The organism is Aneurinibacillus tyrosinisolvens (assembly GCF_001015055.1).
GTDB lineage: Bacteria > Bacillota > Bacilli > Aneurinibacillales > Aneurinibacillaceae > Aneurinibacillus_A > Aneurinibacillus_A tyrosinisolvens.
The window spans coordinates 56,806-80,501 of the sequence record NZ_BBWZ01000011.1 but is presented as its reverse complement, the minus strand read 5'-3'; the positions used below and the strand labels follow the sequence as shown (position 1 = coordinate 80,501).

The 23,696-nt window shown below is 49.3% G+C and carries 27 protein-coding genes and 1 pseudogene; 27 read left to right on the top strand and 1 reads right to left on the bottom strand.

Annotation, left to right across the window (positions count from 1 at the left end; translation table 11 throughout):
* The first annotated feature begins 216 nt into the window (after positions 1-216).
* From trpE to MBEAL2_RS12305, 23 genes and pseudogenes are all read left to right on the top strand, one after another.
* The gene (trpE, locus tag MBEAL2_RS12415) at positions 217-1,737 is read left to right on the top strand and encodes an anthranilate synthase component I (RefSeq protein ID WP_047152691.1); all 1,521 of its coding nucleotides are present in this window, start codon (positions 217-219) and stop codon (positions 1,735-1,737) included.
* Positions 1,730-2,755: an anthranilate phosphoribosyltransferase gene (trpD, locus tag MBEAL2_RS12410; RefSeq protein ID WP_047152620.1), complete on the top strand. Its 1,026-nt coding sequence runs from the start codon at positions 1,730-1,732 to the stop codon at positions 2,753-2,755. Before trpE ends, trpD begins: the two co-directional genes overlap by 8 nt.
* On the top strand, positions 2,745-3,560 hold the full coding sequence (gene trpC / locus MBEAL2_RS12405; RefSeq protein WP_047152619.1) for an indole-3-glycerol phosphate synthase TrpC: 816 nt from the start codon (positions 2,745-2,747) through the stop codon (positions 3,558-3,560). The genes trpD and trpC overlap by 11 nt, the downstream gene beginning before the upstream one ends.
* Positions 3,557-4,237, top strand: a complete 681-nt coding sequence (locus tag MBEAL2_RS12400) for a phosphoribosylanthranilate isomerase (RefSeq protein WP_047152618.1) — start codon at positions 3,557-3,559, stop codon at positions 4,235-4,237. The genes trpC and MBEAL2_RS12400 overlap by 4 nt, the downstream gene beginning before the upstream one ends.
* Positions 4,215-5,420, top strand: a complete 1,206-nt coding sequence (gene trpB, locus MBEAL2_RS12395; protein WP_047152617.1) for a tryptophan synthase subunit beta — start codon at positions 4,215-4,217, stop codon at positions 5,418-5,420. Before MBEAL2_RS12400 ends, trpB begins: the two co-directional genes overlap by 23 nt.
* Positions 5,417-6,238 (top strand): tryptophan synthase subunit alpha, encoded by an 822-nt coding sequence (gene trpA, locus MBEAL2_RS12390; RefSeq protein ID WP_082129918.1) that lies wholly within the window; start codon positions 5,417-5,419, stop codon positions 6,236-6,238. The genes trpB and trpA overlap by 4 nt, the downstream gene beginning before the upstream one ends.
* A 37-nt stretch (positions 6,239-6,275) precedes the next feature.
* Positions 6,276-7,355 carry a histidinol-phosphate transaminase gene (gene hisC / locus MBEAL2_RS12385; RefSeq protein ID WP_047152616.1) on the top strand — a complete coding sequence of 360 codons (1,080 nt, stop codon included), beginning with the start codon at positions 6,276-6,278 and terminating at the stop codon, positions 7,353-7,355.
* Between the two features lie 39 nt (positions 7,356-7,394).
* The gene (locus MBEAL2_RS12380; protein ID WP_047152615.1) at positions 7,395-8,492 is read left to right on the top strand and encodes a prephenate dehydrogenase; all 1,098 of its coding nucleotides are present in this window, start codon (positions 7,395-7,397) and stop codon (positions 8,490-8,492) included.
* A gap of 11 nt (positions 8,493-8,503) precedes the next feature.
* Entirely contained in the window at positions 8,504-9,787 is a 1,284-nt protein-coding gene (aroA, locus tag MBEAL2_RS12375; RefSeq protein WP_047152614.1) for a 3-phosphoshikimate 1-carboxyvinyltransferase, read from the top strand.
* Between the two features lie 384 nt (positions 9,788-10,171).
* Entirely contained in the window at positions 10,172-10,681 is a 510-nt protein-coding gene (locus MBEAL2_RS12370) for a hypothetical protein (protein WP_047152613.1), read from the top strand.
* Position 10,682: 1 nt separating this feature from the next.
* Complete coding sequence (locus tag MBEAL2_RS12365; RefSeq protein WP_047152612.1) at positions 10,683-11,729, top strand: hypothetical protein; 1,047 nt, start codon at positions 10,683-10,685, stop codon at positions 11,727-11,729.
* Between the two features lie 76 nt (positions 11,730-11,805).
* Positions 11,806-12,396: an RNA polymerase sigma factor gene (locus MBEAL2_RS12360; protein ID WP_047152689.1), complete on the top strand. Its 591-nt coding sequence runs from the start codon at positions 11,806-11,808 to the stop codon at positions 12,394-12,396.
* A gap of 1 nt (position 12,397) precedes the next feature.
* A complete protein-coding gene (locus tag MBEAL2_RS12355; protein WP_047152611.1) occupies positions 12,398-13,039 on the top strand; it encodes an anti-sigma factor family protein in 642 nt (213 codons plus the stop codon).
* Positions 13,040-13,104: 65 nt separating this feature from the next.
* A complete protein-coding gene (locus tag MBEAL2_RS12350; RefSeq protein ID WP_047152610.1) occupies positions 13,105-14,187 on the top strand; it encodes a tetratricopeptide repeat protein in 1,083 nt (360 codons plus the stop codon).
* Positions 14,188-14,301: 114 nt separating this feature from the next.
* Positions 14,302-15,396: a hypothetical protein gene (locus tag MBEAL2_RS12345; protein ID WP_047152609.1), complete on the top strand. Its 1,095-nt coding sequence runs from the start codon at positions 14,302-14,304 to the stop codon at positions 15,394-15,396.
* Positions 15,397-15,596: 200 nt separating this feature from the next.
* Positions 15,597-15,803, top strand: a complete 207-nt coding sequence (locus MBEAL2_RS12340) for an IDEAL domain-containing protein (protein WP_236692806.1) — start codon at positions 15,597-15,599, stop codon at positions 15,801-15,803.
* Positions 15,804-15,873: 70 nt separating this feature from the next.
* Positions 15,874-16,332, top strand: coding sequence for a DUF2487 family protein (locus MBEAL2_RS12335; RefSeq protein WP_047152608.1), 459 nt, complete (start codon positions 15,874-15,876; stop codon positions 16,330-16,332).
* 207 nt (positions 16,333-16,539) lie between these two features.
* The gene (locus MBEAL2_RS12330; protein WP_047152607.1) at positions 16,540-17,061 is read left to right on the top strand and encodes a QcrA and Rieske domain-containing protein; all 522 of its coding nucleotides are present in this window, start codon (positions 16,540-16,542) and stop codon (positions 17,059-17,061) included.
* 4 nt (positions 17,062-17,065) lie between these two features.
* Positions 17,066-17,737 (top strand): menaquinol-cytochrome c reductase cytochrome b subunit, encoded by a 672-nt coding sequence (gene qcrB, locus MBEAL2_RS12325; protein WP_047152606.1) that lies wholly within the window; start codon positions 17,066-17,068, stop codon positions 17,735-17,737.
* A gap of 40 nt (positions 17,738-17,777) precedes the next feature.
* A pseudogene (locus MBEAL2_RS12320) lies at positions 17,778-18,537 on the top strand (c-type cytochrome); the annotation flags it as partial.
* A 162-nt stretch (positions 18,538-18,699) separates the two neighbouring features.
* Positions 18,700-18,903 carry a c-type cytochrome gene (locus MBEAL2_RS32845; protein ID WP_082129922.1) on the top strand — a complete coding sequence of 68 codons (204 nt, stop codon included), beginning with the start codon at positions 18,700-18,702 and terminating at the stop codon, positions 18,901-18,903.
* 111 nt (positions 18,904-19,014) lie between these two features.
* Positions 19,015-19,617, top strand: a complete 603-nt coding sequence (locus tag MBEAL2_RS12310) for a DUF1405 domain-containing protein (RefSeq protein ID WP_047152686.1) — start codon at positions 19,015-19,017, stop codon at positions 19,615-19,617.
* A gap of 57 nt (positions 19,618-19,674) precedes the next feature.
* Positions 19,675-20,526 (top strand): sporulation protein YpjB, encoded by an 852-nt coding sequence (locus tag MBEAL2_RS12305; RefSeq protein ID WP_047152605.1) that lies wholly within the window; start codon positions 19,675-19,677, stop codon positions 20,524-20,526.
* A 15-nt stretch (positions 20,527-20,541) separates the two neighbouring features.
* On the opposite strand, the gene MBEAL2_RS12300 is transcribed toward MBEAL2_RS12305, so the two are convergent.
* Entirely contained in the window at positions 20,542-21,399 is an 858-nt protein-coding gene (locus MBEAL2_RS12300) for a YitT family protein (protein WP_047152604.1), read from the bottom strand.
* 132 nt (positions 21,400-21,531) lie between these two features.
* On the opposite strand from MBEAL2_RS12300, the gene MBEAL2_RS12295 reads away from it, so the two are divergent.
* From MBEAL2_RS12295 to mgsA, 4 genes are read left to right on the top strand one after another with little or no spacing between them, the layout of a single operon-like run.
* Positions 21,532-21,882 carry a nucleotide pyrophosphohydrolase gene (locus MBEAL2_RS12295; protein ID WP_047152603.1) on the top strand — a complete coding sequence of 117 codons (351 nt, stop codon included), beginning with the start codon at positions 21,532-21,534 and terminating at the stop codon, positions 21,880-21,882.
* A gap of 45 nt (positions 21,883-21,927) precedes the next feature.
* A complete protein-coding gene (locus MBEAL2_RS12290; protein ID WP_047152602.1) occupies positions 21,928-22,467 on the top strand; it encodes a tetratricopeptide repeat protein in 540 nt (179 codons plus the stop codon).
* Position 22,468: 1 nt separating this feature from the next.
* Positions 22,469-23,269: a 4-hydroxy-tetrahydrodipicolinate reductase gene (gene dapB, locus MBEAL2_RS12285; RefSeq protein ID WP_047152601.1), complete on the top strand. Its 801-nt coding sequence runs from the start codon at positions 22,469-22,471 to the stop codon at positions 23,267-23,269.
* 10 nt (positions 23,270-23,279) lie between these two features.
* Positions 23,280-23,690 (top strand): methylglyoxal synthase, encoded by a 411-nt coding sequence (mgsA, locus tag MBEAL2_RS12280; protein ID WP_047152600.1) that lies wholly within the window; start codon positions 23,280-23,282, stop codon positions 23,688-23,690.
* Positions 23,691-23,696 lie beyond the last annotated feature (6 nt).

Below are 23,696 nucleotides of genomic sequence, written 5' to 3'. Positions count from 1 at the left end.
GTCAGAAACCAGTAATCTGTAACTAGTCAGTCACAGATGTTGGATCTTAAGACGAGTGAGAGATTAGGTAGAGAGCAGTACAGAGATGAGAAGAGAAGAGCCGGAGAAGAGATGCAATCTGTTGGCATGTTGAACGGACAGATCGATCCGGAGCTTATTCGCTCCGGGTTTTTTATACCTTCTTTGGCCCTCTTTATTAAGAGAAGAGGTGGACAAATGTATACCCCCCTATTTGATGAAGTACTGGAGCTTCGCAAACAGTATAGTCTGATCCCGATACGGTATTCCTTTCTTGCCGATCAGGCAACCCCTATTCGCATTTACCAAACCCTGCGGGAAGAGAACACGTTCCTGCTTGAGAGCGTCGAAGGCGGTACACGCTGGGCCCGCTACTCCTTTATCGGTTTACGCCCCTTTTTGCAGTGCAGGACGCAAGGTTCGGTGCTGGAAGCCAGCTATCGTTCAGGCGATACGGAAATCCTGCACGGCAACCCGATGGATTCGCTGCAAAACCAGCTGGCAAAATACCGCAGTCCGCGGCTTGCGGGCATGCCGCCGTTCACAGGGGGTGCGGTCGGTTTCATGGGCTATGATACGTTGAAATATGTGGAGCAGCTTTCCGCTCCATCCCACAATGAACTGCAGCTTGATGACATTCATTTATTATTTGTCGACGAGCTTATCGTGTATGACCACCTCAGGCAGGAGGTACAGATCATTGTAAATCTAATGGCTGAAGAGGGGGCAACCCGGGAGCAGCTGGCTGAACAGTATGAGGCTGTTTGCAAACGGATCATGTCCCTCGTACGCCGCGTTGCTTTGGCCGGTGATGGAGCATCTCCCCAGACGGGTGGCATTCCGCTGCGGGCAGAACCCATACCGGTATCAAGCAACCTGTCGAAAGAGCAATTCGAAGCCATGGTAGCGGAGGCGAAAGAATACATTGCGGCGGGAGATATTTTCCAGGTCGTCCTGTCACAAAGGTTCCGCGCAGCGACCGAGGTGGACCCGCTGCTCGTTTACCGCATACTGCGCCTGACAAACCCATCTCCCTATATGTACTATTTTCAAACAAAGGATTCCACCGTTGTGGGAACGTCTCCTGAGATGCTCGTAAAAGTGACGGACGGCAAAGTGGAAACGCGGCCGATTGCCGGAACCCGTAAGCGGGGAGCGAATGAGGAAGAGGATAGGGCGCTGGAGGCTGACCTGCTGTCCGACGAGAAAGAGCTGGCAGAACACCTCATGCTGCTCGATTTAGGGCGAAACGATGTCGGGAGGGTTTCCCGGTTCGGAAGCGTAGAAGTAAACCAGCAGATGGAGATAGAACGCTACTCTAAAGTTATGCACATGGTATCGCATGTCAGCGGACAGCTGGCAGATGATAAGAATCCATTCGATGCGCTGTTATCCTGCTTTCCGGCCGGTACCGTATCAGGTTCCCCGAAATTGCGGGCGATGGAGATTATTACCGAGCTTGAGCAGGAGGTCCGGGGCATTTATGCCGGTGCGATCGGCTACTTCAGTTTTTGCGGGAATCTTGACTCCTGTATCGCCATTCGGACGATTGTATTCAAAGACGGGCACGCTTACGTTCAGGCCGGGGCCGGCATTGTAGCCGACTCTGTGCCGGAAAATGAATATGAGGAAACGTGGAATAAAGCGCAGGCAATGTTTCATGCGCTGAGTTTAGCCGAGGAAATGATGAGAACAGAGGAGATGAGGATCGATGTTTAAAGAATATTTATCCGCGGTAGCGTCCGGTGAATCGCTATCCCGTGAAGAAGCACGACAGGCGATGGACCTTATTATGGAAGGGAAGGCGGATCCGCTGCAAATTGCAGGATTCCTTACTGCACTGCGCATGAAGACGGAAACCGTCGATGAAATTGTCGGCTTTGTTCAGACGATGCGGGAAAAAGCGGTGCATTCCATCATCAAGAAGGGGAATTTGTTGGATACGTGCGGTACAGGTGGAGACGGAGGCATCTCTTTTAATATCTCCACCACCGCGGCCATTGTGGCCGCCGCCGGAGGCGTAAGAGTCGCCAAGCACGGAAACAGGGCTGTGTCCAGCAAAAGCGGAAGTGCGGACGTACTGGAGGCGCTTGGCGTTACGATTACGATGACTCCCGAGGAAGCTAACCGCTGTCTGGAACAAACGAATTTATGTTTTCTTTTTGCGCCCCAATACCACCAGGCGATGAAGCATGCGGTTGAACCCCGCAGGCGGCTTGGGTTCCGTACGGTATTCAATCTGCTTGGGCCGCTAACGAATCCGGCAGGGGCAGACCGGCAGCTTATCGGAATTTATGATAGGAAGCTCGGCCCGAAAGTAGCCGAAGTACTCTCTGAAATGGGAGTGAAACGCGCCCTTGTCGTAGCCGGAGCCGACGGACTGGACGAGATCAGCATCAGCGAACCGACGCATGCGGTCGAATTGGATCACGGCAGCATTCGTTCTTATAAGCTGCATCCGGAAGACCTTGGCCTCCCGGTGCATCCGCTTGAGACTATCGCCGGTGGAGCCGCAGAAGAAAATGCTGAAATTATACGCGGTATTTTTTCCGGGCAAAGGGGAGCCTACCGCGATGTTACCGTAATCAACGCCGCTGCCGCTTTCTACGTTGGAGAACAGGTGAGCAGCATTGAAGAAGGTGTAAGAATGGCAGAGGAAGTGCTTGATAGCGGGCGGGCAAAACAAAAATTAGAACAGCTTATTGAGGTGACAGGAGGGGTCAGCCATGCTTCGTAAAATCGTCGCAGAAAAAGTGAAAGAGATCGATGCCTTACTGGCAGGAACAGCCCTGCGCGATATGGAGCGAAGCATGGCTGGCCTTCCGGACACCATCTCAATGAAGAAGCGATTTTCACAGCGAAAAAGGCCGGTTGGCGTCATTGCGGAAGTGAAAAAGGCATCCCCTTCCAAAGGAATCATTCGCGAAGATTTTTCTCCCGTCGACATTGCGAAAGAATATGGGCGTGCGGACGTAGAAGCCATTTCCGTTCTTACCGACTCCCCGTTTTTTCAGGGAAAGCTGGCCTACTTGAAGGAAATTAAAAACAGAATAGAAAAACCGATTCCGCTCTTGCGCAAGGATTTTCACCTGCATCCGGCCCAGCTGTATGAAGCGCGCTATTACGGAGCGGACGCTGTGCTGCTTATCGCGGCGATTCTTGAACGGGAGAAGCTGCAGGAAATGGCGCGGGAAGCCCGCGCGCTCGGCTTGGAAGTTCTTGTGGAAGTGCATACGGAGGAAGAATTGGACCTCGTTCTCAGCGCAATTGAGCCTGACCTTCTTGGCATTAACAACCGTGACCTTGCGACGTTTACAACGAGTCTTTCGACAACGCTTAAGCTGGTGGAGCGTATCCCGCCATCGCTCATTACGATTAGCGAGAGCGGCATTTCATCTGCTGACGATATCACCGTGCTTGAACAAGCACACATCGACGGTGTATTGGTCGGGGAGCATTTTATGCGGCAGCAAAGCATTGCCGAAGCAGTAAAATCGCTTGTTGGGCCCGCCGTACAACAACCGAAAGATATCGGCGTATGAATAGGGAAAGCCGATTGATTATCAAAGTGTGCGGAATTACGGAAACAGACACGCTGGGCCAGATAGCGGAGGAGCAGCTTGCAATCGATTGGCTCGGTTTTGTATTTGCACAGAGCCGCCGCCGTGTTTCTGCAAAGCAGTGGGAAGAGCTTGCCGCTTTTGTTCCGGTTTCTTATAAAGCTGCAGGGGTGTTCGTGAACCCCTTAATACAAGAAATAGAGGAAGTGTTCTCCTGCGCCCCGCTCGATATTGTGCAGCTGCATGGAGAGGAATCCCCGGCATTCTGCCGAAAGGTAAAGGAAACGTTTTCCGTACCGATTATAAAGGCTATCGGAATTGAGAGAAGTGCAGATAATTGGGAAGAAATGGACAACTATACGGGCGCTATTGATTATCTTTTATTAGATACGATGACATCATCGCAATCGGGCGGAACAGGGGAGACATTTAATTGGAATGTCATTCCCTATTACAAAGAGTGGTGCGCCCGGCATGGGATTCCTTTGCTTGTCGCCGGAGGTATCCGTGCGGACAATGCGCGCTCATTGCTTACCGACTACGCACCGGATGGACTGGATGTCTCAAGCTCCGTAGAAACCGAGGGGCGAAAAGACGCGGATAAAATAAGAGAATTTGTTGGGAGGATGAGACAGTATGAGCAGCACGGAGTTAAGTGAGAAAGGGAAAGGAAGATTTGGCGTGTTTGGCGGCCGTTATGTGCCGGAAACGCTCGTCAATGCACTGGATGAACTGGAGAAATCATACGAAGAGGCTATGCAGGATGAAGCGTTTCATGCGGAGCTAAACGAGTTTCTGCAGGAATATTCCGGACGTCCTACCCCTCTCTATTTTGCGGAGCGGTTAACCGAAAAACTTGGGGGTGCGAAGATTTACCTGAAGCGGGAAGATTTGAATCACACAGGCGCGCACAAAATTAACAACGCGATTGCCCAGGGACTGCTCGCAAAGCGAATGGGAAAAAAGGCGCTCATTGCCGAAACCGGTGCCGGACAGCATGGCGTGGCGGCAGCTACGATCGCGGCGAGACTTGGGATGTCGTGCAAAGTATTCATGGGGGAAGAAGACATTAAACGCCAGGAATTAAACGTGTTCCGCATGCAGCTGCTCGGAGCGGAGGTTGTCCCTGTATTATCCGGTACGAGGACACTGAAAGATGCAACAAGCGAAGCGATTCGTTACTGGGTCAGTACGGTTGACAGCACGTTTTATATGATTGGCTCGGTTGTGGGCCCTCATCCGTACCCGAAAATGGTACGTGATTTCCAGCGTATCATCGGGGATGAAACGAAGGAACAAATTTTGCGTAAAGAAGAGCGGCTTCCCGATTATCTCATTGCCTGTGTCGGTGGCGGCAGCAATGCGATGGGAATGTTCTATCCGTTTCTTGAGGACAATGAAGTGTCAATGATTGGCGTAGAAGCCGCCGGCCATGGAACCGAAACGGAGCAGCACGCGGCAACCCTTACGAAGGGAAGCAGAGGCATTATCCACGGAACGATGACGTATTTGCTGCAGGACGAGTTCGGGCAAATTATTGAGCCGTATTCTATTTCCGCCGGGCTCGACTACCCGGGGATAGGACCGGAGCATTCTTTTCTCCACGATAGCGGACGAGCGGTTTACAAGGCGATTACGGATGAAGAAGCCTTAGAGGCGCTGTACTTGCTTTGCTCGGTTGAGGGGATTATCCCGGCTCTGGAGAGCGCCCATGCAGTTGCTCAGGCAGTCAAGCTGGCTCCTACATTGTCCGGGGATGAAGTGATTGTGATTTGCCTGTCTGGACGCGGCGATAAAGATGTAGCACAAATTCACGACAGACAGGGAGGAGAGGCAGTATGAAGACGACTACAGGTGGAACCGCACGCATTCAATCCGCTTTCCGCGAAGGGGAGCAGGCGTTTATTCCTTTTCTGACCGCAGGGTATCCTTCTCCCGAACTTACCGTAGATATTGCTCTGGCGCTGCAGGAAGCGGGCGCCTCTATACTTGAACTCGGCGTGCCTTACTCCGACCCGCTGGCGGACGGACCGACCATTCAGCGTGCATCCGCACAGGCATTAAGCCACGGAGTAACGATTGAGCGCGTCATCGAGCTGGCGGCCGAAATGCGTACGGCCGGCCTTCACATCCCTATTATTCTGTTTACGTATTTTAATCCGGTGCTGCAGTACGGGATCGAACGTATTTTTCAACGGATGGAGGATGCGCAAATTGACGGTATTCTTATCCCTGATCTTCCGTTCGAGGAATCGGAAGAGGTGCAAGGGATTGCCGAGCGTTATGACCGGCCTCTCATTTCTCTCGTAGCGCCAACGTCCGAACAGCGCATCCGGACGATTGCTTCAAACGCACGCGGGTTTCTCTACTGTGTTTCATCGCTCGGTGTTACAGGGGCAAGAAGCAGCCTGGATGGTAATGTAACATCCTTTCTGGAAGAAGTAAAACGGCATGCGTCCGTTCCGGTCGCCGTTGGGTTTGGAATCTCCAGCCCCGAACAGGCCGCGCTTATTGCGCCACATAGCGACGGGTTCATCGTCGGCAGCGCGCTGCTTGAGAAAATTGGAGAAGCACAGGCGCTTCTGTCCGATAGGCAGACAAAAGAGCAAGGTTTGGCGATTGTAAAAAAATTTGTCATGCAATTGCAAACTGGGGTATGATGAAAAAAACACTAGATAATAAACAAGAGGTGACCACATGATTCCCAAATCCCAGATTGTCAACCTGCCAGTATATGAGCCTGGAAAACCGATTGATGATGTGAAGAGAGAACTTGGACTTGAAGAAGTAATTAAACTTGCATCCAACGAAAACCCGTTTGGCTGTTCACCCAAAGTAAAAGAGGCTATCGTCTCTCAGCTCGATAACCTGCCGATTTATCCTGATGGCGCATGTCTTGAGCTGCGTGCTGCGCTGGCTTCGTTTCTGCAGGTGAAGCCGGATGAGCTTGTTTTTGGCAACGGTTCGGACGAGATTGTTATGCTCATTGCCCGTGCTTATTTGCAGCAGGGAACGAATACGGTCATGGCAGCGCCAACCTTCTCCGTATATAAAACGAATGCCGTAATCGAAGGGGCCGAGGCGATTGAGGTGCCATGTATTGACGGTGCACACGACCTGGACGGCATGCTCGCCCGTGTGGACGAAAACACACGTGTCATCTGGGTGTGCAATCCGAACAACCCTACCGGAAAAATGATTGGGGAACAGGAACTCGTGCGTTTCCTTGACCGCGTACCTTCCCATGTGCTGGTCGTTCTCGATGAGGCATATGCAGAATATGTTAAGAGCGATGCTTTTCCGAATTCAATCCGTTTGCTGGAATCGTATGATAACCTTATTATTCTGCGGACGTTTTCAAAGATTTACGGCATTGCTGCTCTGCGTGTCGGATACGGCATTGCAAAAGCAAATGTGATTGATAAACTGGACCGTGTTCGTGAACCGTTCAACGTAAACCTGCTTGCCCAGAAAGCTGCCCTGGCTGCTCTATCGGACCAAAAATTCGTGGAAGAGTGCAAGCGGGCAAACGCAGAAGGTTTACAGCAGGTATACGCAGGCCTGGATGAAATGGGCGTTTCTTACTACCGGTCAGAAACGAATTTTGTTTTCCTTATGCCGGAGCGCAATACGCGAGAGATTTTCAACGAAATGCTGCAATTGGGCGTCATTGTCCGGGCTTTCCCGGGTGCTGTTCGCATAACGATCGGAAGCAGGCAGCAGAATGAAACGATGCTGGAAGCGCTGCGCCAGGTTCTGGTACCCGCACGGCAATAGAACTTCCTTCCGGGGGAGAGTGGAGGACAACAAGACAAAATGACAGAGGTTGCCATTCTTGGAGTAGGGCTAATCGGCGGATCGTTAGCCCTTTCCTTAAAAAAAAATGAAAACATACATATAACCGGCTTCGATGTTATGGAGGATAACCTGCGCATGGCGCTTTCCCTCGGGGTAATTGACAGGGGAACGACACAGCTTGCGGATGCCGTTGCCCGGGCGGATTTTATTTTTTTATGTGCCCCGGTTGGCAAGCTGTATGAATTAATTTCCTTTTTACGGTACACTCCTTTGAAAGAAGGGGCTGTTATTTCCGACACGGGGAGCACCAAAGTGTCCGTGATGCAGCTATCGGATGGATTCCAGCAAAGGGGCGTATACTTCATCGGCGGGCACCCGATGGCGGGATCGCACAAGTCAGGTGTAGAAGCCTCGCATGACCGGTTGTTTGAAAATGCATATTATGTGCTTGCTCCGGGAAAAGATACACCGGAAGACATTGTCAGCCGCATGAAGGAGCTGCTTCGTCCCACGAAGGCAAAGGTGGTCGTAATGGATGCCGCAAAGCATGATGAGGTTGTAGGTGCAATCAGCCACTTCCCCCATATTATTGCTGCCTCGCTTGTGAACCAGGTCGCATCTTACGAGGATGAGAGCGGCTGGTATCGCAGTCTTGCTGCCGGAGGGTTCCGGGATATTACCCGCATTGCCTCAAGCAATCCGAAAATGTGGCGCGACATTCTGCTCAACAACCGTCCGGTAATGAAGAAGCTGGCCGAAGATTGGAAGCATACGCTTGATAAAATTTCATCGTTGATTGAAAAGGCGGACGGAGACGGGATCGAACGGTTTTTTTCCGAAGCGCGCCGTTTCCGCGATGGGCTGCCGGAGAAGCAAAAGGGCGCCCTGTCGTCTTATTTTGATTTATATACTGATGTGCCGGACCATCCGGGAATCATCGGAAAGATTACAACCCTTCTCGGAGAGCACGAAATCAGCATCACGAACATTCGTATTCTGGAAACGAGAGAGGATATCCTCGGCGTGCTCCGCATCTCTTTCCGCAATCTTGAAGATGCTGAGAAAGCCGCAGGCGTAATAAAAGCAGCAGGCTATAACGTATATCAGCGCGAGTAGGGGGCTTTGAAATGAGAAGAATTCTAGGCGTTACATCTATACAGGGCGAAACTGCTGTGCCGGGGGATAAATCGATTTCACATCGTGCGGTTATGCTCAGTGCCCTCGCGGAAGGAACAACAACCATTAACGGATTTCTGGCCGGCGCTGATTGCCTTAGTACCATTTCCTGTTTTCGCAAGCTTGGCATTTCGATTGAACAGGACGGGGAGCGGGTTGTTGTAGACGGGAAGGGCTGGTTTGGCCTTAAGGAACCGGCAGAAGTTCTTGATACCGGGAACTCGGGGACAACGATCCGGCTGATGATGGGGATTTTATCCTCCCAGCCCTTTCACACGGTATTGCTTGGCGACGAATCGATTGCAAGGCGCCCGATGAAGCGGGTAACCGTTCCACTGCGCCAGATGAAGGCTAAAATCGACGGGCGTGAGGGTGGAGAGTACACGCCGCTGTCCGTGCGCGGAGGCGGCCTGCAGGCGGTTGAATACCATTCCCCGGTAAGCAGCGCCCAGGTGAAGTCTTCGGTGCTGCTGGCTGGCCTGCAGGCGGAAGGGACGACTGTTCTGTATGAACCTGAGCTATCGCGTGATCATACGGAGAGGATGCTTCGGTCTTTTGGTGTGAACATCGAATCCTTTGCGGGGGGCGTGCGGGTAAAAGGGGGGCAGAGCCTTCTATCACCCGGCCGCATCGATGTACCGGGTGATATTTCTTCCGCCGCCTTTATTCTGGCAGCGGCGGCTATTGTACCGGGCAGCCGCATCCTTGTTAAAAATGTGGGCGTAAACCCAACCCGAACGGGGATATTGGACGTGCTGAGAGAGATGGGAGCCCGGCTGGTCCTCCACAATGAACGCGAAGTAAATGGAGAACCTGTGGCCGACATTGAATTGCAATACGCGCCGCTTACCGGGATCGAAATCGGAGGGGATGTCATCCCGCGCCTGATTGATGAGGTGCCGATCATCGCTGTTCTTGCCAGTCAGGCGCAGGGACAGACGGTCATTCGGGATGCCGCTGAGCTGAAGGTGAAAGAGACGAATCGGATCGATACCGTCGTCGGCGAACTTACGAAGATGGGCGCTTCCATTGAAGCGACGGAAGATGGCATGGTAATTAGGGGAAGAACGCCTCTGCATGGAGCGGTATGCGACAGCCATGGCGACCATCGCATTGGAATGGCGATGGCGGTTGCCGGATTAATCGCTTCGGAAGAAACCGTTATTACGAACACGGAGTCGATTAACGTTTCTTTCCCGGGATTTTTTGATGTGCTGCAAACCATTAGTGAATAATTTAAATTATGTGAAATTTATAGATAACGAGAGGATAATTTCTTGACTTTTCAGTTTTTATCCTTATAATGTAGTTTATAGTATGGTTTCTCTCCACTCCTATCCATAAATGGGAACTTCCCATGCCATTTCGATTTTATCGAAATGGCTTTTTTTTGGAGAAAGTATATGTTCCTTTAAAGTAGTAGAGAAAAAGACCGCAATTGTCTCCCTCCTCGAGATACCCAGATGTTTTGCGGGCTCTGCTCGCAGGGAGGTGGAGCGGACAGTTCTTCCTTCCTTGCGGAAGGGAAAGGCAAGTGGACTGAACTCCCTTTTTTCGTTTTTTTTGTCGTCATGTTTTGTGAGGTTCCTCATATTCATGATACAAGGGGGTGTGAGGACATGTTATTTCGTTATGGACTTGTATCAGTACTTACAATAGCGGGGCTTGTATGGCTAAAAATCTGGCTGTTTCCATACTTGCTCTGGCGTACTCTCTCCGCGAGTGATGCTGGGGCAATTGTGTACGAAATGCTCATTTTAATCCTGGGCGCTTTAACATTCATCGTATATGTTGCTCTTGGGCATCTTGGAAAATACCACTTCTATCTTTCCAGGGGGCAGCACCTTCTGGCAACCCTTCTCATTCAAGCGCCCTTTTTTCTCCACGGCTGGCTTAAAATCCAGCACATTGACCCAAAGAAGGTGACCGCGCTTTACCAGTTTGCAGAAGGGTGGTGTTCCCTTCTGGCGGAACCGATTCGCCTTCTTTTTTTTGTTTATCCGTGGACGGATATTATTGCTGTTTTTCTCAGCTTTTTTCTTGTCCTTGTCGGACGTGCTATCGAGAAGGGAACAGATGAGATTTATCATTTGGGCGGTGAGCACAACAAACTGGAGGGTGGGAGATAACATGGATGAATTCATTGTGCGCGGGGCGGCGATTGTAAATCCGGAACGTATTTTTCGTGCGGACGTATGGGTAAAGGGCGATAAAATTCATTATATCCATGAGAAAATAACAGGAAAACTAGGGGTAAGAGAAATAGAGGCGTCTTCCTTTTATCTGCTGCCCGGTTTTTTTCACTTTGGCTCCCATCTCGGAAATGCACGGACGACAAGCAAACAGTTTCTGTCAATTCAGGGAGAATGGGTAAAAAGGGGCTTTACATTTTTCGTTGATGATCTTACGATAGGAGATGTGTGTGATTGGCGGAAACAGCTCCGCTATGAGGTATCCATGTATCAAAACAGCTGGTTGGACTGCCAGGTGCGGCTGTCTATCCCATATGCCATGCTTAGTGAGCAGCTGATTCGTGCTGTTTCGTCACTGCGGATTCCCATGCTGGAAGTTACCATTTCGAATCTTGAAACGCCCAATCGCTTATTCTGGCCCATCTTGCTGGCTTGTTTTCGTGAACGCCGTACTGCACTAAAACTATCATTCTCTCCTCTGTTTACAGGCCAGGAGAAAAAAAGGTGGCTTGAGACTCATTTATTTCTTTTGTTATCTACTGTAAAGTATCACCGTATTCCTTTCGTGCTCCAGGAAGATAAAGAAACCGTTTCCTGGGTTTCAGCACATAAGCAGAAGGAGCTTAGCTACATTACATGGGAAATGGATGAATCTTCTTCACTGTCGAATGCCAGAATGCAGTTTGGTACGTTGAATAGCCATGTGAAAGCGCTGGACACATCAGGTTCTCTTGCTCTTTTTCTGCAGAAGGTTACCGATGTACAGTCCCGCCGGCCAGCTAAGCTTTTTAATGTATATCCGCAGAAGGGTGCTATCGTTCCTGGAAGCGATGCAGACTTTTTACTTGTGTCCGAAAAAAAAATTACGAAAGATGCAACTTTTTGGCAACCTGAAATCGTCTATAGTAAAGGTACGCCGATAAATAACTTCGTTCTCGAAGAAGCGCGTGTCAGGAAACGTCAGATATACCCCTACCTTCTATAATCAACTGCCGTATATATAAACTATACATAGGAACATAGAAGGGGTATCGGAATCGACAAGGAGGAAACATAAGTTGATCACTGATTCCCAGTTAATTCGTGAGATTAAAGACGGCCGGGTAGAATACTATGCTGAGTTAATTCAGCGTTACGAGAAAAGGATTCTCGCTTTTATTCTCCATATGCTGAAAAACTATCATATGGAAGATCAGGCTGAAGATCTCGCACAGGAGACGTTCTACAAGGCGTTTCGCAGCTTGCAATCCTTTCGTGATGTTGAGGCTACATTTTCCACCTGGCTTTACACCATCGCCCGTAACACTGTATTAAGCGAGTTACGCAAAAGCCGGAATTCTGAGGTATATCTTGAGGATAGCAAGCAAGAACCTGCCCGTGTTTCTGTTGACAGATTGCCTGAACAAGAACTGCTCCGCACCGAAAGAGTCCATCTTGTCCGCGAAGCCATTAACAAGCTGCCTGAGAAACAGCGGGTTGCGTTAATTCTGCGCGAGTATGAGCAGCTCGATTACAAAGAAATCGCAGTCATCCTTGATTCAACCGTCAGTTCCGTGAAATCCCTTCTATTTCGGGCGCGCCATAGTATTAAGCTCCAGTTGGAGCCTTACGTTTCCGATGCTACGTTAGACGAAGCGGAAGGGATGAGGTAGTATGGATTGTTTAACCGTCCTCTTAATGCTGCCCGATTATGTGGAAGGCAGCTTACCCGCTGATATGGCTAAGAGTATTGAGCAGCACCTTCCCTCGTGCTCTGCCTGCAAGGAAGAGCATGCTCACTGCCTGGACGAGGGGTCATTGTTGATTCACTCGCCCTCCTTGCCGGTAGATTATCATGAGTTTTCTATATCCGGTAAGGTAATGGACAGAATTATGCAGGAGAACAAATGGGCTTCCCCCTCTTCTGTTTCACGGAAAACGCCCGGACGCTCACGGTTCGCCCGCTGGACAGGCATGATAGCGGCTTTCGTTTTTTTGCTCCTTTTTACGTGGCCGCTTCTGAATGTACAAAAGGAAGCCGGCGCGGTATCTGTTACCGCCGCGCAGGCTGCCGATGGGACAACGGATACCGTGTCCTCCATGGAGCAGCTGCAATGGCAGCCGGAACGCCCGGTACAGCCTTCGAAAATTCAATATGGTGTAGTAGCCAGTATCGGCGATCCCATTGTCTATAAGGTGCAGAATAGTGAGCATGGGGAAACATTGAATTATGGTTTCCTTGCTTCATTATTTGGTATACTTATGTCAGTGGTAACGATGAGCTGGCTTTCGCACATGAAAGATAACGAAAGTTAACCGTTCATTTACGAACGGTTTTTCTTTTTCATGCCATGCCGGCTTACGATGAGAGGAGGGGTTTCATGAACGAGCATTGGCAAGAGCAACTCGATCATGCAATGAAGCTGTTAGGAGAAGGAGAGATAGAAAAAGGTTTAAAGGCGCTGGAACAGCTGCGGCAAACCTTCACCCGCGATCCTCTCCTGCAGCTTCAACTGGCTGCAGTTTATCATGAACTGGGCCACCATGATACTTCATTGGAAATTCTTGAACAGATTAACCAGTGGAAAGAGGAATTGGATACGGATACACTCATTGAATCTGCGGTTTATCGCGCTTCTCTATATATTGATATGGATCGCCTTGATGAAGCGATGAATTTGCTTATCGATTTGAAGGAGCAGGAAGAGGATGATTACAGAATATTTGCTCTTCTGGGAGAGCTTTTCCTGCTTGAAGGACTGCAGGAGGTTGCCATTGGCTATTTCGAGAAGGCACTGGAACTTGAACCTGACAGCGAGGAAATTCAGTATTTGATTGGTAAGCTCTACGCGGAGCAGGGGCAAAATGGGCTGGCGCTTGAGAAGTGGCAGGAGCTCAGCGGATACGAGGATGACGGCCAAATTGTGCTGGAGCGCGCCCATATGGCGGCTAAGCAGGGGGAGTTCGAACAGGCCCTTGAGCTGTATGAACAAGCAATAGAGCTTTCGAACAGTCCTGAAGCGTACTACGGATACGGTGTGACCGCCTACCAGATGGGCAAGTGGCAGCATGCGGTTAAGCGTCTGGCAAAGCTGATTGAATTGGATGCGGAATACGTGGCTGCCTACCCGATACTGGCGGAATCGTTATGGAAGCTGGAAAGAAAAGAGCAGGCACTCGCTGTGTACCAGCGTATTTCCGAGCTTGAATTTGACGACGATACGATTACCCGGCGTTATTTATCCCTTCTGGTCGAATTGGAGAAGTGGGAGACCATACAGGCGCTGACCGACCGGATGCGGGAGCTCGACGACGAAGACCCGGTAGCGTGGTATTGGAAAGGAAGAGCGGCAGAAGGCCAGAGGCAGGAAGCTCTGGCGCTGGAATGCTACACGAAAGCCATGGCCAGCGGGGAAGAGGTATACGATGTGAGTGAGCGGTACCATAATTTAATTCAGCATTGAGGGGGGGCGGCGTTTGCCGCCTCTTTTTCTTTTGGATGAATGTATATCCGGTTTTTCTTTCGGTTAATACTGGATCGTACAATCACAAAAACCCGGTGAAGGGACGAAAGTTTCGTGAACTTAGCTGAAACCTTAGTATACGCTGATATTAAACAGCTCCACCAACTGGCGGCCGCTTACAGCCTAACGTGCAACGTTCACTCCAAAAACGAATTGATTCAAAGCCTGCATGGGCGGTTAACGTCAAAATCCAAGCTTGACGAACAGCGGGTTAGCCTCTCCTGGGAAGAAAAGCGGTTTCTGCTTCAGGTTGTTTACGAGAGCAGAGCGGAATATACGCTCGAGATGCTGCTTAGCAAAGCAAGAAAAGCATGCATCGACGGGGATAAAGGGGAAAAGCGCACCGCTTTGCTTGAGCACTCCCTGGCAAACGGATGGATTTTTCGCCTGCATACAGGCCAGACACTCAAGTATGTCATGCCGGCAGATATCCGGTCACAATGGAGAGAGATTTTTGTAAAAGAAGCGCAGGCAAATGCATATGGTAATTATACGCCCGAATCGTTTGACAGCGGGGTGGGCGCACTTACCGATGACCTATTCACTTTTCTCCGGTATGTTTCCTGCCACCAGGTTTCACTGTCTAAGGAGGGGGTTATGTATCGAAACCACCAACAGCGGATGATGTCACTGTTTCAAGTGAGTGAGGCTTTTCCTGACAGAAAAGAATGGCGTTTTGGATACGGCCGCAGGTTTCGTGATTATCCTGATCGTTTCGCGCTTCTGTATGACTATGCCCATCACAGGCGTCTCATTAGAGAGAAGCCGGACGAGGGCCTGTCTGTGACAGAAGAAGGATTGCGCATCGTGCAGCAGGGCAGTGGACAGACAGAAGAAATTCTAGATGATTTATTTGCGTTCTGGATGCTGTCGTACCGGAAAGCAATTCCCGCTCTCTCCAGCCTTTGTCTGTTTATTGCCCGCATTTGTGAAAACAACTGGATCCCGGAAAGCACACTCGTTCCGGCACTTGTAAATTGGACGGTTCCCTTCTATTACGATAAGCAGGAAGAGATTGTACGGCGCCGCTTGCTGGCGATGATGGCCCACCTCGGCGTACTCTACAAAGGGCAGAACGCCGATGCGGGAAACGTTTATATGCTGACGGACCGGGGTAAATCATTACTAAGCAAGGGCACAAATTTATAAAATCCGAGTACGTATCCGCAGGACGAGAATATGATAAAACAAGAGGATAACATTCTGTGAGACTGCGGATAAAAAATCGGATTTAAAAAAATCTAATTATTTAAAAAATTATTAGTAGCTTCTATAAGGTTGTTATAACGGAAAAACGAGTGAGTTTGGTATAAAGGGATTTGGTTTACAAATGAATGGAGGGAAATCGAATGGAAAAGCAGCAGAAGCCAAGTATTATGAATCCTTCAACACTCAGTTTGGTGGCCGAGATGGTTTTGGATGAAGCGCTCCGTAATTACCGCCTTGAAAAGCTATATAAGGAAATCGACAGCGCGCTTGAGGCGGGAGACGAAAAAAGCTTTCATACATTGACAACTGAATTAAAAGGCCTGCTCGCGACAAAAAAAGTAAAGTAGCGGGAAGAGCAGGATGTGATACGCTAAACCCGGATAATCCGGGTTTTTTATTTTTAAGGGGGGAGAAACAATGCGTTGGAAAGCAGACGATATGGAAAAAGTGATCGGGATGGAGGAACATGTGGATACACTGCTTTATCCGGTTTGTGTTTCGCCGGTAAAGTGGGACCAGAACTGGCTGGCGGCACAATTATGGCTGGAGCGGATAAGCAGTTATGCAGAGCAGCAGCTGACAGGCCGGCTGTTCCTTTTTCAGTCCCTCAGCATTGCCCGGGAAGGGAACTATCATACAACAGCCCACCCGTTTATTGAACAAAGCATTCAGGCGCTGCGCGCGCGCTTTCCTTATCATTTGGTCATAACAAATGAGGAAGAACTGGCTGAAACGCTTCGCGAGGCGGGAGTTCATGTGTACGTGATTTCTGACGTTCCTGAAGAATCTGTCACAACAAAAGCCTTTTTAGAAAAGGCGCTTATCGAAGGAAATAAAATAGTAAAAACCTTGATTTCACTCTGGCAGAAAGAGTAGAATAAAAAAAACGTGACAAATTACAAAACAATTGTGACAAATTGCAAAACAATGGTTTGTACATTTAGAATATATACGGATTTGGGGCTATATCCTATTCTTGACAGTAAATTAGCCATTAAGTATGATGATTATGTCCTGGTAGTAGATGTGCTTCACTTATCCGTCCCGTGCGGACGTTATTATAAGGATAGGAGGTTAGAGAGGATGAGCGAAAGAAAGAAGAAGGAGATTTCCAGAAGACAGTTCTTAAACTATTGTCTTACTGGAGTCGGCGGTTTTATGGCAGCGGGCATTTTTGCACCGATGATTAAGTTTGCCATCGATCCGGCATTGAAGAGTGCGGGAGCGGCCGGCAATAAAATTCCTGTAGCCAGCGTAAGCGATATTACAGAAGAGCCACAGAAGTTTAGTTTTAAAAAGAAAATCGTTGACGTGTGGACTGGCGAACAGGAAACTCCTTTAACGGCATGGGTGTACAAGCAAGGTGATGAGATCATCGCGCTTTCGCCGGTTTGTAAGCACCTGGGATGCATGGTACATTGGAACGAACCCGGACACAAGGACCAATTTTTCTGTCCTTGTCACATGGGGCGCTATGAGAAGAATGGAAAAAACATTCCCGGAACACCGCCGCCAAAGCCGCTTGATCAGTACGAAGTAGCAGTGAAAGATGGCAAGGTGATGCTAGGCGATGTAGTTGCAAACAAGATAATAAAGGGGGCATAGTGAAATGATCCGTAAAGTGTACGATTGGGTCGACGACCGTCTCAATGTAACCCCGATGTGGCGTGATATTGCTGACCATGAAGTGCCTGAACACGTAAATCCGGCCCACCACTTTTCTGCGTTTGTTTACTGCTTCGGTGGACTGACTTTTTTTATTACTGTAATCCAGATCTTGTCCGGCATGTTCCTTACGATGTATTATGTACCGGATATCATTAACGCATACGAATCGGTAAAATACCTGCAGAACGAAGTGGCATTCGGGGTGATTGTTCGCGGGATGCACCATTGGGGTGCGAGTTTAGTCATTGTTATGATGTTCTTACATACACTGCGGGTGTTCTTTCAGGGATCGTATAAGCGCCCTCGAGAACTGAATTGGGTTGTCGGAATGTTAATATTTTTCATAATGTTGGGACTGGGATTTACCGGATACCTGCTTCCCTGGGATAATAAAGCGTATTTCGCTACGAAAGTCGGTATTCAAATTGCGGCTCAAGTACCGCTTATCGGCGGCTTTATTGCAACCCTGCTTCAGGGCGGAACGATCGTTGGCGCGGAAACGCTTGCACGCTTTTTCGCAATCCATGTGTTCTTCCTGCCAGGCGCTTTATTTGCTCTTCTGGGCGCACACTTTATCATGATTCGGAGACAGGGGATTTCCGGACCGCTATAAGATGGAGTCTGGGCTCTATAAGACAAAGGGGGGGAATTGAATGGCAAATCATGACAAGACGGTTGAATATGTAGGCGATTCGCGGGTACCCGCCAAGAAAACGCCGAATATTTCTCCGTCTTACGCAGAATTTCCAGGTAAATCAGAGGCATTTTGGCCTAATTTTTTATTAAAAGAATGGATGGTTGCGGCCGTCGTATTGGTTGCATTTCTCGTGCTTACGGTGAGCCATCCGTCACCGCTTGAATCGAAAGCGGACCCGAACGCGGCGGGATATATTCCATTGCCGGACTGGTATTTTCTGTTCTTATATCAATTGCTGAAGTATCCGTGGCAGTCAGGTCCATGGATTGTTTTCGGTGCGGTTGTTATGCCGGGTATCGTTTTCGGCTCACTGCTGCTTGCCCCGTGGCTGGACACGTCGCCGGATAGAAAACCGTCAAAGCGCCCGATCGCAACGGGGGTAATGCTTCTTTCTATCGTAAGTATTGTATACCTTACATGGTCGGCGATGGAGGAACATAAGGCGACAGCTCCGCACCCTGCTGCCGGAGGCGCTGCCGCTGCAAAGCCGCCTGCGGACTTTAAGCCGGATGTGATATGGACGAAGCAGACAACGTGCCAGGGATGTCACGGGGGTAACATGGAAGGCGGCATGGGACCTGCGCTCTGGAACGTAGGCAGTAGGCTTGACGAGAAGCAAATCAATGAGGTTGTTACAAACGGTAGAGGCGCAATGCCAAAAAAATGTGTTTACCGGTACACCGGAAGAAAAGGAAAAGCTTGTTAAATACCTTGCCAGCCTGAAAGGGGACGGCAAAGGAGCCCCTCCTGCCAGCGGTGAGCCTGCTGCACCTGCTGCTACACCTGCAGCGGCAACGCCTGCTGATTCTGCTGCGAAAGCTCCGGAAGGACAGCAAGCAGCGGTACCAACCGGGGGGACTGCTGATGAAGCCAAAGGAATGGTGAACCAGTGTATGGCATGCCACGGCGAGGGTCTGAAAGGCGGATTGGGTCCGGATCTTCATGGGGTGGTTGAGAAATTGAAGCCGGAAGGCGTAGCCGCGGTGTTGAAAAACGGACGGGGTGGAATGCCCGCAATCGGCGCTTCCTGGACCGATCAGCAAACAAGTTCGATGATCGAATACTTGAAAGCATTGAAGTAAACGAAGCAAGACCGGATGGGTCCTCCCGTCCGGTTTTTTACTTTTGACGAAAGGGCGGCAAACCCACATAATAAAGGAGATAAATTGCTAAATAAAAGGCTGGGAGATGCTATGAAAGACTTGTGGAATTGGTTTATTGGTTCACTGTGTACGTCATGGTTTTTGTGGATTATGATTATTGTAAACGGTCTTGGTTCCATTTACGGTTTTTACTGGTATAAAGAACAGTTGGGCAGTACGGAGCCAGCATTTTTGCGGATTTTTGTGCCTGACAGCCCGACAGCAAGTACACTGTTTACGTTTGTGCTCATTGCTTTTCTGGTCGGGAGAAGCATTCCTTCTTTAGAAGCGTTCGCCGCCGTAACGAATTTCAAGTATGGTGTGTGGGCGGTTTCGGTTATTCTGGCGGGAGCGGCTGTTGGCGATCAGTTGTACTGGCAGCATTATATGCTCATGTTTTCCCATGGCGGCATGGCGGTGGAATCACTGTTGTATGCGCGATTCTATACGATTAAGCTCCGCCATATTATGTATGTTGCAGTATGGACATTAGGCAACGATCTCCTTGATTACACTCTCGATATCCACCCATGGCTGGCTGATAAGCTAGAACCGTTTCATAATACCGTTGGCTGGGCAACTGTGCTCCTCAGCCTTTTCAGTCTATGGATTATCTATCACTTAACGAAGCTTCATAAAAAGAAAGAAAGATAAAAGCATAACCTTGTCCTTCCTTCCATACATATGGTGATAAGAAGAGGAGGACGAGTCGTGAAAAAAATCATGGTTCTTTTATTGACGCTTACTTGCTTTTGTGTAGGAATATACTCTTTATGGCCAATGATGGGCACCGGCAAATCCACCAGAGAAATACAGCAAAACACCACGTCGGTTTATCAAAAGATGGACAGTCTCTCACAGGACATTTATCTGTTGACAAAGGAAGATAAATATAGCGAAGCGAAAAAGAAGCTAGCTGAATTAGGTGTGCTGTTTGCCGCAACAAAGCCGCCGAAAGGCCTGTCGATTGAAGTGCTGGACACGATAACGGGTACGATTATTAAAGCGAAGCGGGCATTCGCTGCCGTTCAGCCGGATCCGAACAAACTGGTATGGCACGCTCTCCAGGTGCGGCTTACGATTGACAGCTTGACACACGAAAAGCAGCCGCTATGGAAAAATTATTACAATTCATACCAGGAGCATATTAACAAAATGATGCTTCTGGCTGCAGGCAGAAAACAGGGAGAATTCACCCGTGCTTTTGCCCAGAATCTGCAGCTTTATCAGACACTAAAACCGGCTATCACTATTCACGCTTCGATGCGGGAAACGGAAATGCTGTTTTCCATGTATAGTTTTCTCCTCCAGGAAACGAGAAAGCCATCCTATAACTGGGAAGGAATCACGAACGTTTTGGAGGAACTGAACAAGCTGATTGACGGGCTGTTTATCGGCAAGGATCAATCTACGCTTGCACCGGGTGTTTCTCCGGAATCTCCTTTTCTCATTATTTCTCTCTTTTCTTCTTTTCTGCTAACCTCTCTCATGTATGTAGCGTGGAGAAAATATCGCGCAGAAAAGAATGCCGCACAGAAAAACAGAAAGGGGAGCCCGGAATAGCACGGACTCCCTTTCTCATTTCTGTAAAGGCCTTTTCATATTATCAAGCGTAAATCCTTCGCCGAAAACTTCGTGTACATCGTTTACGATGATAAAAGCGTACGGGTCTGTCTCATGAACAAGGTTCTTGAAACGAACGATTTCATTGCGGCTTACAACGCAATAGAGCACTTCTTTATCGATGCCGGTATAGCCGCCACGCCCCTTCAATAGCGTTGCCCCGCGCCCCATCTCCTGCATGATTTTGTGTGAAATATCGACGGCCTGATCGGAAATAATCATAATCGCCTTCGCAGCGTAGGCTCCTTCCTGGACAAAATCAATTACCCGGGCAGCGAGAAAAACAGCGACCAGTGTATACATTGTTAGATCCAGGTTTAAGTAGAAGAGCGACAGTCCGAGTACAAATATATCAAAGGTAAACATCGTCCGGCCGATGCTCCAGCCCCAATACTTGTTAAACAAACGTGCAATAATGTCAACTCCCCCGGTTGTCCCTCCAAAACGGAAGACAATGCCGAGCCCGATGCCTATTGTAACACCGGCATAGAGCGCTGCAAGCAGGGTGTCATGTTCCATAGGGTGGCGGAAAGAAGAAAAGAGAGAGAGGAAAACAGAGACCGCTACGGTACCGACGACCGTATATACCGCAGACTGTCTCCCTAGAAGCTTCCAGCCCAGGATAAGAAGCGGGATGTTAAGCACCAGGTTTGTGATGCCGGGATCCCATCCTAATCTATACTTGAGGAGTAAGGTAATCCCGGTGATTCCGCCTTCGGAAAGGCGGTTCGCGATGTTGAAATAATTAACGCCGAATCCCATAATGGCAGAACCGATAATAATAGCCAGAACGTTGCGAATGTGAAATCTCATACATATCCTCCAGGTTATAAATGACGCCTATTCGTTATTATACTTATTAATTTGTCAACCTTCCACCTTCTGAGGTAACATAAGAGTACACAGCGGACTTGCACAATAAGAATGAGGGGGGATAAGCCTGGGATGTCTGAAGCAAAACAACCCTTAACGGTGAATGAGATGCAGGAAATTGTTGATAAGTACATCGGGCAGTTTAAAGAAGGATATTTCTCGCCTCTTGCTATGATGGCCCGCCTTACAGAAGAGGTAGGAGAATTGGCAAGAGAAATTAACCACTACTACGGTGAAAAACCGAAAAAGGCGGAGGAAGAGGAGAAAGCCATTGATATGGAGCTGGCAGATTGCCTTTTTATTATCCTTTGCTTTGCTAATTCATTGAACGTCAACCTTGAAGAAGCCTTCCACGCGATGATGCATAAGTTTAACACACGCGACGCAAATCGGTGGACAAAAATCGACACCGAGCAAAACTGAGGTACATATACTGTATACCATAGGTCAAACAAGGGTGTGGAGCCGATGGATACAGATAAGAAGCAGGCAGGTAAAAATTATATACAGGAAGCGTATGGTGCGCTGTTTGATAACGATTTCGCGCGTGCTGTCCGGGCGCTGGAGAAGGCTGTACAGTGTGAGCCCGCTAATTCTTCCTATTATTTTAAATTATCGGTGACATATGCCCGCAGCCACCAGCTTGAACAGGCTGTTAAAGCAATTAAACAAGCTATCGCGCTTGAACCGGAGAATGAAAGGTTTCGCCTGCAGCACAGCCGGCTGCTTAGCCATAAGCTTGTGGATCAAGCATCGTATCTGCTCAAGAGCGGCGGCAGCCTGCTGCAAGCACTGCCCCTGCTCGAACAGGCAGTTTCGCTCGATCCGCTAAACGTGTTGGCCCATTACTTTGCAGGAGAAATCTATTATCATGAGGAAGAGTTTATAAAGGCGCGCAGATCTGCCAGGCTGGCCCTTCATTTGCAGCCGCAATTTCAGGAAGCGAAAAATTTACTTGAACGATGCCGTATGGATATAAAAGAGGAGAAAAAAAGAAAGAGGGATTAAGATGAATAACATTCGTGTAGCAGTCGCAGGTCCGCGGGGGCGCATGGGCTCAGAAGCGGTCAAGATGATTATGGGGGATGAAACCATGCAGCTGGTGTGCGGAATCGACCCGAAATACGATGGCGAAAATATCGGAGAAGTGCTTGGCCTTCCCGGGTTATCCGTTCCTTTTGTTCCAGATGTAAGACAAGCATTGGATACACATATGCCGGATGTACTTGTTGATTTTACTACACCGCAGGTTGTGAAGGAGAATATGGTTGCTGCCATTGAAAGGGGAGTGCGGCCTGTCGTAGGAACGACCGGATTTACGCCTTCTGATATTGAAGAACTGGACAAACTGTGCCATCTGCACAATGTCGGTGCGATTATTGCTCCCAATTTCGCTATCGGTGCAGTGCTTATGATGAAATTTGCACGCGAGGCGGCCAAATATATGCCGGATGTGGAGATAATCGAGCAGCACCACGACCGGAAGCTGGACGCTCCTTCCGGAACCGCGGTTAAAACGGCGGAAATGATTCAGGAAGCGAGAAATGAGCGGAGACAGGGACACCCTGAAGAAGAAGAGACAATCGAAGGAGCACGGGGCGCCTATTATAACGGCTTCCGTATTCACAGCGTCCGCCTGCCCGGGCTTGTTGCCCATCAGGAAGTCATTTTTGGCGCCGTGGGGCAAACGTTGACGATACGCCATGACTCCATTAACCGCGAATCATTCATGCCTGGCGTAAATCTGGCCATTAAAAAAGTAATGGATTATAAAGGCCTGCTGTACGGCCTTGAAAACGTAATGGTGTGAGGTAGACATTATGAATATTGCACTCATCGCGCATGATAACAAAAAAAGCGAAATGGTCAACTTCTCCATCGCCTATAGTGACACACTCCGGCAGCATACGGTCTACGCAACAGGGACAACAGGACAACAAATTATAAATGCCACCGGACTCGCGATTCACCGGGTTCTGTCCGGCCCGCTTGGGGGCGACCAGCAAATCGGTGCCCTCATTGCACAGGACGAGATGGATCTGGTTATTTTCCTGCGCGATCCGCTGACAGCGCAGCCGCACGAGCCGGATGTATCGGCGCTGCTGCGGCTGTGTGATGTCCATAGCATTCCGCTGGCCACGAACATTGCAACAGCCGAAATGCTTATCCATGCCCTGCAGCAGGGCAGCTTCTCCTGGCGGGAAGCCGTAAACAAATATAAAGGAAAGTGAATTGTT